The organism is Paenibacillus sp. FSL L8-0663 (genome assembly GCF_038008125.1).
GTDB classification, from domain to species: Bacteria; Bacillota; Bacilli; order Paenibacillales; family Paenibacillaceae; genus Paenibacillus; species Paenibacillus polymyxa_D.
In genome coordinates, this window is the sequence record NZ_JBBOYM010000001.1 from 2,220,346 (window position 1) to 2,232,971 (window position 12,626).

At 44.8% G+C, this 12,626-nt stretch carries 14 protein-coding genes; 11 read left to right on the plus strand and 3 right to left on the minus strand.

The genetic code is table 11. The features are described 5' to 3' along the window. Positions 1 to 43: 43 nt before the first annotated feature. Together MKY75_RS10235 and MKY75_RS10240 are read left to right on the plus strand one after the other, a co-directional pair. Positions 44 to 646 (plus strand): nitroreductase family protein, encoded by a 603-nt coding sequence (locus tag MKY75_RS10235; protein ID WP_029519044.1) that lies wholly within the window; start codon positions 44 to 46, stop codon positions 644 to 646. A 235-nt stretch (positions 647 to 881) separates the two neighbouring features. Beyond that, a complete protein-coding gene (locus tag MKY75_RS10240; protein WP_165147417.1) occupies positions 882 to 1,805 on the plus strand; it encodes an NAD(P)/FAD-dependent oxidoreductase in 924 nt (307 codons plus the stop codon). Positions 1,806 to 1,815: 10 nt separating this feature from the next. Here MKY75_RS10240 and MKY75_RS10245 read toward each other — a convergent pair whose 3' ends face one another. Next, positions 1,816 to 2,145 carry a hypothetical protein gene (locus MKY75_RS10245; protein ID WP_069010239.1) on the minus strand — a complete coding sequence of 110 codons (330 nt, stop codon included), beginning with the start codon at positions 2,143 to 2,145 and terminating at the stop codon, positions 1,816 to 1,818. Positions 2,146 to 2,287: 142 nt separating this feature from the next. Further along, complete coding sequence (locus MKY75_RS10250) at positions 2,288 to 2,608, minus strand: winged helix-turn-helix transcriptional regulator (protein WP_007430161.1); 321 nt, start codon at positions 2,606 to 2,608, stop codon at positions 2,288 to 2,290. Between the two features lie 290 nt (positions 2,609 to 2,898). Between MKY75_RS10250 and zwf the strand changes: the two genes are divergently transcribed. The 8 genes from zwf to MKY75_RS10290 all read left to right on the plus strand — a co-directional run bounded on the left by zwf (position 2,899) and on the right by MKY75_RS10290 (position 10,753). Then, entirely contained in the window at positions 2,899 to 4,401 is a 1,503-nt protein-coding gene (zwf, locus tag MKY75_RS10255) for a glucose-6-phosphate dehydrogenase (protein ID WP_069010238.1), read from the plus strand. Between the two features lie 53 nt (positions 4,402 to 4,454). Beyond that, the gene (gnd, locus tag MKY75_RS10260; protein WP_029519049.1) at positions 4,455 to 5,348 is read left to right on the plus strand and encodes a phosphogluconate dehydrogenase (NAD(+)-dependent, decarboxylating); all 894 of its coding nucleotides are present in this window, start codon (positions 4,455 to 4,457) and stop codon (positions 5,346 to 5,348) included. A gap of 156 nt (positions 5,349 to 5,504) precedes the next feature. After that, complete coding sequence (locus MKY75_RS10265; protein WP_165147413.1) at positions 5,505 to 6,179, plus strand: SOS response-associated peptidase; 675 nt, start codon at positions 5,505 to 5,507, stop codon at positions 6,177 to 6,179. 380 nt (positions 6,180 to 6,559) lie between these two features. Then, positions 6,560 to 7,768 (plus strand): MFS transporter, encoded by a 1,209-nt coding sequence (locus MKY75_RS10270; RefSeq protein WP_165147410.1) that lies wholly within the window; start codon positions 6,560 to 6,562, stop codon positions 7,766 to 7,768. Between the two features lie 55 nt (positions 7,769 to 7,823). Beyond that, complete coding sequence (locus MKY75_RS10275) at positions 7,824 to 8,270, plus strand: OsmC family protein (protein ID WP_028542408.1); 447 nt, start codon at positions 7,824 to 7,826, stop codon at positions 8,268 to 8,270. A gap of 69 nt (positions 8,271 to 8,339) precedes the next feature. Then, positions 8,340 to 9,425: a lactonase family protein gene (locus tag MKY75_RS10280; RefSeq protein WP_340885148.1), complete on the plus strand. Its 1,086-nt coding sequence runs from the start codon at positions 8,340 to 8,342 to the stop codon at positions 9,423 to 9,425. Between the two features lie 489 nt (positions 9,426 to 9,914). Then, positions 9,915 to 10,070 carry a hypothetical protein gene (locus tag MKY75_RS10285; protein ID WP_023988309.1) on the plus strand — a complete coding sequence of 52 codons (156 nt, stop codon included), beginning with the start codon at positions 9,915 to 9,917 and terminating at the stop codon, positions 10,068 to 10,070. A 173-nt stretch (positions 10,071 to 10,243) separates the two neighbouring features. Next, positions 10,244 to 10,753, plus strand: coding sequence for a hypothetical protein (locus tag MKY75_RS10290; protein WP_029519055.1), 510 nt, complete (start codon positions 10,244 to 10,246; stop codon positions 10,751 to 10,753). A gap of 147 nt (positions 10,754 to 10,900) precedes the next feature. On the opposite strand, the gene MKY75_RS10295 is transcribed toward MKY75_RS10290, so the two are convergent. Beyond that, positions 10,901 to 11,527, minus strand: coding sequence for an FMN-dependent NADH-azoreductase (locus MKY75_RS10295; RefSeq protein WP_340885150.1), 627 nt, complete (start codon positions 11,525 to 11,527; stop codon positions 10,901 to 10,903). 291 nt (positions 11,528 to 11,818) lie between these two features. Here MKY75_RS10295 and murI point away from each other — a divergent pair, with 291 nt between their 5' ends. Next, positions 11,819 to 12,622 (plus strand): glutamate racemase, encoded by an 804-nt coding sequence (gene murI, locus MKY75_RS10300; RefSeq protein WP_029519057.1) that lies wholly within the window; start codon positions 11,819 to 11,821, stop codon positions 12,620 to 12,622. Positions 12,623 to 12,626: the final 4 nt, after the last annotated feature.

Sequence of the window (12,626 nt, forward strand, 5' to 3'; positions counted from 1 at the left end):
TTAAGTTACTAAAAGTAATTGATTTTTCTCAGGAGGTAACAAAATGACTAAAGATTTCTTCACAGCTCTGAAAGACAGACGCTCCTATTATGGTATTAGCAAAGAACAGGTCATTTCTGACCAACGAATTCAAGAGATTGTAGAGGAAGCTGTAAAGTACACACCTACCTCGTTCAACTCCCAAACTTCACGCGCCGTAGTGTTGCTTGGAGAACATCATGACAAACTGTGGAATATTACAGAAGATATTTTGCGGGAAGTGGTAGGCAATGAAGAACAATTCAAATCTACTGCTGAGAAAATGAACGGTTTCCGCAGCGGTTACGGAACGGTCTTGTTCTTTGAAGACAATAACGTGATAGCTGGTCTGCAACAACAATTCGAAGCCTATGCGGACAATTTTCCAATCTGGGCTAACCAATCTAATGGTATGTTGCAATTGGTTGTATGGACAGCTCTGGAACAAGAAGGATTGGGCGCATCCCTTCAGCATTACAACCCTTTGATTGATGAAAAAGTGAAAAACGAATGGAACATTCCTGAGCACTGGAAACTGATTGCTGAAATGCCATTTGGTAAACCGACATTCCAACCAGGTGAAAAAGAATTCCAGCCTATTGAAGAACGTGTAAAAACATTTAAATAATTTTCACGATAAAATGACGTTTCAAGTTCAGCCTGATTAGAGCACTGTGGGTATCTACAGTGCTCTTTGCCATTCCATTTTTAAGATATGTAAGCTTTGATATATACAGACACAGCGGTTAATTCATCCGTTAGTGGGTGATATTATGTTTAAAATTGGATGAGAAGTTTACATAGGTGTTATTGCGATTTTATGCAGATGTCTAGGATAACGCGCATTCAAAGGAGGAAAAGTTATGAACTATGATTGCATTATTGTTGGTGGGGGAATTGCCGGATTGCAAGCAGCGATTCAATTGGGGAGATACAGCAGTCATCGAGTTCTAGTGATAGATTCGGGCTATGGTCGATCTACGCTATGCCACCAGTATCATAATATTTTGGGCTTTCCTGACGGAATTTCTGGTGAAGAGCTGCGACGGCTTGGACGTAATGAAGCCACAAAACTAGGTACTGAGTTTATTGTAGGGAAGGCGGTAAAAGCCGCCAAAAGGGATGAGCTTTTTGACATTCAAGTGGAGGAAGGCTCCGTGTATTCGTCAAAGACGCTGCTGTTGGCGACAGGGCTAACGGACCGTTTTCCAAAACTGGATGGGTTACAAGCCTGCTTGGGCAACGGTGTATATGTGTGCCCGGATTGTGACGGTTATGAGGTTCAGGATCGCAGTACGGTCGTCATGGGGGCAGGCAAAGCAGGAGCTTCCATGGCTCTGATTTTATCAGCGCGCACCGATCAACTTGTATATGTCAATCATGAGCGTTCAGAGGTGCCGGACGAGCTGAGCGAAAAGCTGCGGGAAAAAGGGATTGGCTATAAGGAAGCCGCTATTTCTGAGATTATAACCGGAGAACCGGGCTGTTTTGAAGGAGTGCGGCTGGCCGATGGACAAGTAGTTCGAGCAGAGCGGGGCTTTTTAGCTTTTGGCAGCAATCATGTTCATTCAGAGCTGGCAGAGCAACTGGGTGTACATCTGCTGCATAATAAGCACATTGAAACTCATCCTCGCAGCAAAATGACAAATGTGGAAAATGTGTGGGTAGCCGGGGACTTAGGAGTTCATGCCGAGCAAGCGACTGTGGCGATGGGAGAAGGAGCTATGTCAGCGATTTGGATACACAAGGTATTAACGGGTATGAAAACAAAAGTACCGCAGCTCTGAGAGCTGCGGTTTAGAACGATGGGCGTGTACTCGTTGGGAGATGAAGTTCAAAGCGTTTTAATTGATCGCTCATGCCGTACTTACGTAAAATTTCTGTCTGTTTGTTGCCGATAAGATCAAAATGCGGATAGGCCTGACGTTGATGAATATATTGGGGGTCCAATCCGTTATGGTTGCACCATAAGCGCAGCTTGTCCAAATCAGAACATCCCACCTTGGTGACGGTTGTAATGCCTGGAAAGCGATCATCCAGCCAGTAATGTGTCAGAAAAGCAATTTCACCACGACTGACCTCTCTTTTCCAGGCCATAAGCTCCTGCCGGGTAATGCCAAATGCCATCGTTCTCTTCCTTCCTTGGCTCAGACTGAAATCATGAGCTGCTGCGTGGTTGTTCCATTATTTTCGTACTGTAGTCTGTATTATGATCCACATGGGGTAACACAATAACAGGAGACCATGTGTGACGATCTCCTGTTAGAAGTTAAAGCCATCTCTCGGCCCAGCTCTCCACACCATTCAATGCATCACCTAGCTCTTTACCCTTGCGTGTCAGCGAATACTCGGTACGCACAGGCCGCTCTGTGATGACATTGCGAAGGATCAGGCCGGAAAGCTCTAGTTCCTTGATGCGTTCGTTCAGCATGCGTTTGCTAAGATCGGGTATGGAGACGTGAATTTCACTAAATCGTTTGGGATGTTCCATCAAAGTATGAATGATGAGAGCGGTCCATTTTTTGCTGATGATCTGAAAGGACTGTTCCACCTTACCGCACAAAAGCTTAGGCTGCCTGTCGTCGCTCATCTGAATCCCCTCAATTTCATTGTTGTTTTAAACAGTATACTAAAAGTAACTCTGTATACCAATAGTAACTATAACGCTTTGTGTCAACTGTGACATATTTAACATTTTTTTCTCTTTCCTTTCGTCAATCATACCACAGAAAACGTTATCATTACAGGATATATCGAATGTTCACGATTTCGCTAAAATTTGATTGACTTGCCCCTTATTTTGGGTGTATTATGGGTTACGTTAATTCCTCAGGTAACTTTTAATAACCTCATCTTTATAATGGGAAGAAGGAATAATTCATGGATTCAATGACATTTGTCTTATTTGGAGCGACAGGGGATTTGGCTAAACGTAAAATTTACCCTGCCTTGTATAATTTGTTTGTAGAAGGTAAAATTCCGGCTTCCTTTTCTGTAATTGGGATGGGGCGTCGTGAAGTGGCAGACGAGCAATTTCAAAGTAATGTAGAGCAATCCATTAAGGATTTTTCCAGACACGTGAATGAAGACCGTGCACAGATGGATCAGTTCTTAAGTGCTTTCCGTTACAGCGCATTGAACGTCAACCACCCGGAAGATTATAAAAAGCTGCTACAGCTTGCTGAGCAACGTGAAAATGACTTGGGAATTCCGGGGAACCGCATGTTTTACTTATCGGTGGCACCGGAATTTTTTGATGTGATTGCCCTCAATATTCGGGAGAGTGGTTTAGCTGAAACAAAGGGTTGGAAACGGCTCATTATCGAAAAACCATTTGGACACGATCTGGAATCCGCACGTGAGTTGAATGATCGCCTGAGCAGAACCTTTGCTGAGGATGAGATTTATCGTATTGACCATTACTTAGGCAAGCCCATGGTTCAAAACCTTGAAGCCTTAAAATTCGCTAATCCGTTGCTTCAAGGAATATGGAACAATCAGTACATCGCCAATGTGCAAATTACCGCTTCTGAGACTGTAGGAGTAGAGGAGCGAGCAGGATACTATGATCACTCCGGCGCTATTCGTGATATGGTACAAAATCACATGCTGCAGGTATTGATGATGGCGGCTATGAACAAGCCGGGACATGTCACGGCTGACCAGGTGCGTGACGAAAAAAGCAAGGTTATGGACGCGCTTCGTGCACTTGATCCTTCTGATATTGCTTCCAGCGTGGTTAGAGGCCAATATACCAACGGTGAGATCAACGGAAAAGCAGTTCCTTCCTATAAAGAAGAGCCGGATATCGGACCTGATTCGCAAAATGATACTTTCATTTCAGCTCGCCTATGGATTGACAACGAACAATGGTCGGGTGTGCCGTTCTATATTCGTACCGGCAAACGCATGAAAGAAAAATCTACTCGTATCGTCGTGGAATTCAAAAAGGACAGCACAGATCCTTATGCCGCTCAAGGGCAACCGACTGACCCGAACCTGCTGATCATCCATGTTAACCCGGATGAAAAGGTAACGCTGCGTCTGAACAGTAGAGACCCGCTGAACAATGGTCAACTGGAGACGGTTCTGATGAATTATCATTCCGAGGCCAAGGATGTACCAGAAGCCTATGAGCGCCTCATCTTTGATGCGCTACGCGGCGATTCCACCTTTTTTGCTCATTGGAACGAAGTTGAGCTTTCGTGGGTGTGGGTTCAACCTGTACTGGAAGCTTTTGCTCGTGGTGAGGTTCCACTTCACACGTATGCAGCAGGCTCTTACGGTCCAGAAGCTTCAGATCAATTGTTAGAGGAGCAAGGCTTTACATGGTGGTTGGATGAAAAGTCCGAAAGCTCTGAGAAAGCAGTCGTTCGTTCTTAACACTTTAAGAAAGTATATACAAAATATGTTTGCTATGGCAGGAGGCCTTTACTATGCAAGTAGGATTAATTGGTTTGGGAAAAATGGGCTTGAATCTCGGAAAAAATTTGATCGATCATAAGCATGAACTTGTCGCTTACGACGTCAACGCAGCCGCAATCCAAGAAATGAAGGATTATGGAGCTAAAGGTGCTTCTACATTGGAAGAGCTTGTACAGGCAACTCAATCCCCTAGAGTATTATGGATTATGGTTCCTCACCAAATTGTTGATTCTGTGCTGGATCAGCTTCAACCGATGTTGTCCAAAGGGGACATCATTATTGAAGGTGGTAATTCTCATTACAAAGAGTCTATTGCTCGTCATGCCCGCTTAAAAGAACATGGTATCAGCTTCATGGATGCTGGAACTTCAGGCGGGATGGAAGGCGCACGCAATGGCGCTTGTTATATGATCGGTGGCGATCCGGAAGCTTGGGCGGTTGTTGAGCCTGTTTTCCGCGACACAGCAGTGGAAAATGGATATTTGTACGCAGGTAAATCCGGAAGCGGACATTTTCTGAAAATGGTTCATAACGGTGTGGAATACGGCATGATGGCTTCCATCGGTGAAGGATTTGAAGTGCTGGAAAAAAGCAACTTTGACTTTGATTATGAACAAGTAGCGCGTGTGTGGAACAACGGTTCTGTTATCCGCTCTTGGTTGATGGGCTTAACTGAACGTGCATTCTCCAAAGATGCAAACCTGGACGAAATCCGTGGGGTTATGCACTCTTCTGGTGAAGGAAAATGGACGGTTGAAGAAGCGTTGGACATTCAGGCTGCTACACCAGTTATTGCCTTGTCCCTGCTGATGCGCTACCGGTCTCTTGATGCGGACACGTTCAACGGGAAAGTGGTTGCTGCACTGCGCAATGAATTTGGCGGTCACGCGGTAGAAAAGAAGTAATAACAATATAAGCTAGTATCTATCCCCGTAGCTTTACAACTGCGGGGATATTGCTATATGTTTTGGCGTTTATTGGATTTTTGCATAACCTGCATATGCATATTTTTCCTTGTATATCCGCACAATAGGTGAAAAAGGCGGAAGGGTGAATAGCATATGTGCAAAAGGTTTTCGTTATCGGCTGATTTAGATGAGGTGAGGGATCACTTTGGTATACAACGGGTGATGTATTATTACAAAACACGCTATAACATGAGTCCTACTCAGCATGTTCCAATTGTGTTGCATCAGGATGGAGAGCGGGTACTTGATGAATTTCGTTGGGGATTTATTCCCTACTGGGGCAAGGATTGTGTCAATGCAGACTTAAATACGGTTCGGGTAAATCCGAGTTATCGCAAGATGGCGGAAACCCGACGCTGTATCATTCCATGCAATGGATTTTATTATTGGCGAAAAGTAGGCAAACGCATGTGTGCTGTAAGGGTGGTACTGCCGGAACAGAAGATGTTTGCGATCGCGGGGCTATATGAAGTATGGCATGATAGTCGTAAGGAGCCTTTACGCACCTGTACGATGATGACAGTTCATGCTAATACGGATATACGTGAATTCGATACCCGCATGCCAGCTATTTTGGAAGCTGATCATATAGATTCATGGCTGGATCCGTCTGTCCAGAACATAGATGAGCTGCTGCCTCTATTGCGCACGTATGAGCAAGGCGACATGAACATCTATCCAGTGACCCCGCTGGTGGCCAATGATGAACATGATAACCGTGAATGTATTCAGGAAATGGATTTGCAGTGGTCCTGGATTAAACCTTAAACGTATGGAGATTTTCATCCATTATTGATCATAAGCTTTCCGCCACCTGCATAGGTATGTATTGGGGAACAAGCGTCATGATCCGGGGAGAGGGGAAACGGCCGAAGGAGTATCTCATATGGGATGGAGGCGATTGGAATGAGTAACGATACACTCATCCAGCTGCTGGTGCTCATGGTGACGATCATCGGTCTGGTCCAAAACCGGTAAGTGGCAGGTTCCAGAAGGCGGGAGAATTGCCGTAGGCAATCTTCCGTTTTTTTCTGTGTTAAAAAGCTCGCAGATTAAGGAAGCTTACGGTACAATAGATGCTAGGCTACAGGTGACAAGACACCTGAATATACGTCTACATACGATATATTTTTAAGGGAGAGCGAATCATGAGTGACTTAACTTCATTACCACCAGCCAAAAAAAGAAAATTGCTGTTCAGTGCAGGGCTTAGCTGGCTGTTTGATGCTATGGATGTAGGGCTGCTTTCATTTATAGTCGCAGCGTTGGCAAAGGAGTGGCATCTGGGATCTGAGCAAATTGGACTGCTGACTGCAATGAATTCGATAGGAATGGTGTTCGGAGCCGCTTTGGCGGGGATTTTGGCTGATCGTTACGGCAGACGCGCCATATTAGTGTGGACATTGTTGATCTTTTCTATTGCCAGCGGCTTATCAGCTTTGGCGACAGGCCTCGGAATGCTGCTGGTGCTGCGTTTTATTGCTGGTGCAGGCTTGGGCGGGGAATTGCCGGTTGCTTCGACGCTGGTGTCAGAATCAGTGCCTGTGAAAGAACGAGGGAGAGCGGTTGTGCTGCTGGAAAGCTTCTGGGCGGCAGGCTGGATCCTTTCGGCTCTTATTGCTTATTTTGTTATTCCAAAGTATGGTTGGCAAATGGCATTTATTCTCGGCGCAGTACCTGCACTGTACGCTCTTTATCTGCGTAGAGCTATTGATGATTCACCGCGTTACAAGCTGCAAAGCGTTAAACTTCCGCTGCGTGCACGATTGGCTTCGATTTGGTCGGGACCTAATCGCAAGTCTACGCTGATGCTGTGGATTTTATGGTTCACAGTTGTATTTTCATACTACGGCATGTTCCTGTGGCTACCGAGCATTATGTTTATGAAAGGTTTCGAACTGGTTAAAAGCTTTGAGTATGTGCTGATCATGACGCTTGCCCAACTCCCAGGTTACTTTACCGCCGCCTATCTAATTGAAAAGCTGGGCCGCAAATTCGTACTGATCATCTACTTGCTGCTCACAGCCGTGTCTGCCATTTGGTTTGGCACCTCGGAAACGGCGGGAATGCTGCTAGCTGCTGGTATCTGCTTGTCCTTTTTTAATCTCGGTGCATGGGGAGCCATGTACGCCTATACACCAGAATTGTACCCGACATCCGTCCGTTCAACCGGTGTGGGTATGGCGGCTGCGTTTGGTCGTATTGGAGGCGTTATCGGGCCTTTTGCAGTCGGTATACTCGTAGGACAGGGCGTAGCGTTACCATCTATCTTTGTGATTTTCTTCGTAGCTATCTTGATCGGAGCAGCGGCTGTATGGTTGCTGGGTACGGAAACCAAAAATCAGGAGATTGACTAACCTTTACATTCACCTGTGTGAAGATTCATAATATAAGAGAGAGGAGTGACCTGAAATGGAGCATACCTTTCTGCTCAAGGCAGACTGGAACGGGGGGCGCAACAGTGACGGTCGTATTGAGGCTGGACAGTTGCGGACTGCAATTTCGATCCCGGCCGAGATGGGAGGCCCTGGTGTGGGCACCAATCCAGATGAAATGCTGCTCGGTGCCGCCGCTACCTGCTATTTGATTACTTTGGCGGCGATGATGGAACGCGCGAGTCTCCCGGTGGCGTCACTGGCGCTGGAATCCGAAGGGATTGTCGATGTAACGAACAATATTTTTACATATCGCCGAATTGTGCATCGTCCGCAGGTTCAATTGGCCGCCGATGCGACAGAATCGCAGATCGAACAAGCATTGCGACTGGCAGAGCAGGCAGAAACCTCATGCATGATCTCGCGTGCTGTAGCGGGAAATGTGACGTTGTCCACAGAGCCCGTGGTGGAGCGCGCCTCTTAAAGCGATATCTGTAACAGGAGCAATCATTCTAATTGCCCATCATTTTTTTAATCCAAGGAGGACACAACCATGACAGCGCAACAAAAATTGCTCGTATTCGCAGGCTCTTACGCCGAATTGGAAGGTAACGGAGTTTATTCGTATACTTTTAATGAACAGACAGGAGCACTTACACTACAGGATGAGTTCTCCGGCTTGAAAAATCCTACATTCCTGAATGTGGACGTCAAAAATCGGAAGCTGTATTCCATTGGGGAGACGACTTCTGCTGCAGGAGCAAAAGTAGGCGAAGCTTCTGCTTTCGAAATTGATCCAGTTAAAGGAACATTTACATTGCTGAATCGTGCGGAAAACGTGGGTGCAACAACTTGCCACATTCAGCGTGATCCATCTGATCGTTACCTTATTGTAGTCAGCTACCACGGAGGTATGGTGGGACTGGTGTCTCTGACTGAGGACGGACGTATTGGTGAGTTGCTGGATGTTAAACAGCACGAGGGCAAAGGAGCGCACCCTGAACGTCAGGATCGTCCACATCCACATTCCAGTTTCTTTAGTCCAGATGGTCGCTTCCTGTTCGTACAAGATCTCGGTCTGGATCTGATCCGTGTTTATACCATTGATGACAGCAAAGGACAACTGGTGCCTCATGGTGAAACGAAAACCCATGCAGGTGCAGGTCCACGTCATTTGACGTTCCACCCAAATGGTAAATTTGCTTTTGTCATTAACGAAGTGGATTCTTCCATTACTTCTTTTGCATATGATGCAGAGGCTGGTAAGCTCACTGAGCTTGAGAGCGTACCGACATTGCCGTCTGACTTTACAGGTGAAAACACAACTGCTGAAGTTGCAATTTCGGAGGATGGAGCTTATCTGTACGGTTCCAACCGTGGGCATGACAGCATTGTGGTATACGCTGTAGACGGAGCAACTGGCAAGCTGAGCTTGGTGGAGCATGTATCTGCCGAAGGAGAGCATCCACGCCATTTTGCATTGACTCCAAATGGTAACCATATGCTCGTGGCCAACCGCGACACCAATAACATCGTTACGTTCAAAGTGGACAAGGCAAGTGGACGCTTGACCTACACCGGGCAACAAGTAACCGTGTCCAAGCCAGTATGCGTACAGCCTTTTTACTTTTCTGTATAAAAATTAGGAAATGCCCCCAGATTTCTTGTTTGTATGTTCAAGGGTAGAAATCCAGGGGCAAAGGCGAACGCTCCGCTGCTTTAATGCTTTGACAGCCATTGAATATGTATATGTTGATGGTACTAATAGATTAACCAAGCATAGAAAAATTGTTAGTGAAAACGGCTCGTAGGATAACCTACAGCCGTTTTTATTTTAGGGCTTAGTCATTTCTAAAGAAGTCACTAACTACGAAAATAAACTAAAATTTTAAGGTTACAAATAAGATACGAATAATATCGGTAGGAAAAGGGTACATATGTTATAAGCGGGACAAGAAGCCCTCAAGCACTCCGATAATGTAAATCTAGGACAAGCATTGCGAGTTCCATATAAGAGGTAGAGGCTTTAAATAAAAGTATTATATTTGACCTACCATCTGTTCGCGTAGTGGGCCACACAAATCGACAGCGTTGGATTGCATGTATTTCTACAGGAGGAGGAATTCTCATGAAAATTATCATTACACAAAAGGAAGCCGTCGACAAAGGAATATGGACAGAGATCATGGGGATGTTTGCTGTAACCAAAGAGGACGAAGTATGGCAAAATGAGGAGTTTATTCTCACCGAAGAACAGGCACGTCAGGTCGGGTTATTAAGATAGCAAAGATAAATAGGACATGTTATCAAGTTTTAAGACCAAGTCTTAAAAAATCGTAACTTCTTTTTTATGTATCTGATACACTTTTTAACCGTGCAACGTTTATGATAAGTACACAAGGGTAATGAAGCTTACAGACACCGTGTACATACCCAAACGGCAAGGAGAGATCAGACATGATGAAACTAGCTTCGAAATGGACCGTATTGGCTTTAATGATGATGCTGATTACGACGGCAGGAGCAACAGCGCAAGGCTACACGCCTGTCGCAGCTGCTGAAAATCAGGAGACCGTATATATAAACCAAATGGAGATTCGTGACGGACAAATTTATTTGTCGGCAGACCCGATTGAATGGTATGAAGGCGCGGCGGCAGACAAAGCATTTGTGGAGCATGAAGGAAATACAGGATTGGATGGAGCGCCGGATGGCTACTACATCGTAAACAATTCCGTGCAAAATGACGTGTATCAGGTTGCACCAGATGCTTCGGTAGAGGTGCAGATTTATGATCACACGGGTAACATAGAAGATACAGACGTACAATGGAACGAATCGATTCCGCTGACACAGTTTGAGAAGGATTTTGCAAAAAAGGACGTTCTAGACCTCAGTCAATTTCCATACCATGTTACGCTTCGTGACGGTAAAGTTGTAAAAATCGTGCAGCAATTCATTCCTTAAAATAGAAGTAATCGTAATCTCATATCACAAACACGTGCTTCACTTGATTACAGATCAGGGGAGCACGTGTTTTTATATTTTATAACAAAAAAGAGGATATCCAGCCCATATAGGGCGCGGATATCCTCTTCCCTTCATAATATATGATTAGAACGATTTTGCTGTGTCTACTGCACGTTGTACAGCAGAAGCAACGATTTCTTGTGCTTGATCTGGAGCTTGGTTATGTCCTTCCAGTACAACCTTCACGATGTCTTTCACGCCGAAGAAGGTTAAAATGTTACTCATGAAGTTCAAGGACATTTCAGCTGCAGCAGCTGGTCCTTCGGAATAAACGCCGCCTCTTGCATTCAACAGGGCTACTTTAGTTTCAGTTACAAGACCCACAGGACCCTCAGCAGTGTATTTGAATGTTTTACCAGCTTGGTTCAGGTAGTCAATGTACGTATGCATTACAGCTGGAATCGTCATGTTCCAGAGCGGGAAAGCAAATACGACTTTGTCTGCTGCCAGGAATTGATCCAGGTAGCCATTAGCGATGTTTGCCAGGCGAGCTTCTTCTGCGTTCAGCTCCATGCCTCTAGCGGATTTGAACGTGCCGTTGATCATGTTAGCGTTCAAATAAGGAAGCTCGACGGAGAACAGGTCCAGCTCAGTGATTTCATCAGATGGGTGGGAAGATTTGTAGCTTTCCACGAATGCGTTATACAATTTAACTGTTGCAGATTCTTCAGCTGTACGATCATTAGCTTTGACAAATAATACTTTAGACATAATTTATTTCCCCCTAAGTAAGTTGAATAAGTAAGTTAAGTTAGTAAGTTACCATGTAATATTACAATATAAAGATAATATCTGTCAACGCTTTTATATTAAATTTACTTTGAAAAGCTACTTTATTTTTTACACTGTAAAATTCAAGTGTTTCTTTTGCAAAATATCAGTTTTGCGGTAAAATTTAAATGTAAAGTCTAATGAAGAGAATAGTTTATGTAGGCGAAGAAGGAAATGAACATGGTGCCAGCAAGATTTGGCACCATAGTTGAATGAAAAAAGGTGAGTAGCTTGAAGATAGGTTTTTTTGATTCAGGATTGGGTGGAATTACAGTATTGTCCGAGGCACTAAGACGTTTGCCAAACGAAAATTTTGTATACATGGCGGATACCCTTCATGTGCCTTACGGGACGAAAACTCCCCAAGAGGTGCTTGGTTATGTCAAGGCTTCAGTGCAAACGATTCTAAAAGAAGATGTTAAGGCACTGGTGATTGCCTGCAATACGGCTACAAGTATCGCGGTTGCGGAGCTAAGGAAGGAATATCCTATTCCGATTATTGGTATGGAGCCAGCTGTGAAGCCAGCGGTCGAGATGAACCGGGCTAATGGTAAAAGAGTTCTGGTGTTAGCCACACCATTGACGTTGAAACAATCTTGTTATGCAGCACTCGTATCCAGAGTTGACGATCATGGGAGCGTGGACTCACTACCTCTGCCGGAGCTAGTACATTATTGCGAACAGTTGAATTTTGACCGGGCAGAAATGTCCGCATATTTTAACCGTGAGTTGTCTTCGTTCAATCTCGACATATATGGTACGGTGGTATTGGGATGTACTCATTATCCTTTTTATAAGGAAATTCTAAGGGAACTACTGCCTTCTCATATTCAGTTAATTGACGGGAGCCAGGGAACAGTTAGACGGTTGAAACAGGTGTTGTCTGAGCGTAATTTGCTGGAACCTTCGCCAAAATCCAGTCCATCGCAGGCGGGACACATTACATTTCTATGTTCTAGTCAGGATGAGGCCTATGTGCGTAAGATGGAGCGGGCGCTTGAAATCTATACGGAGCATGAAAAGATTTATTTTTAAAAGA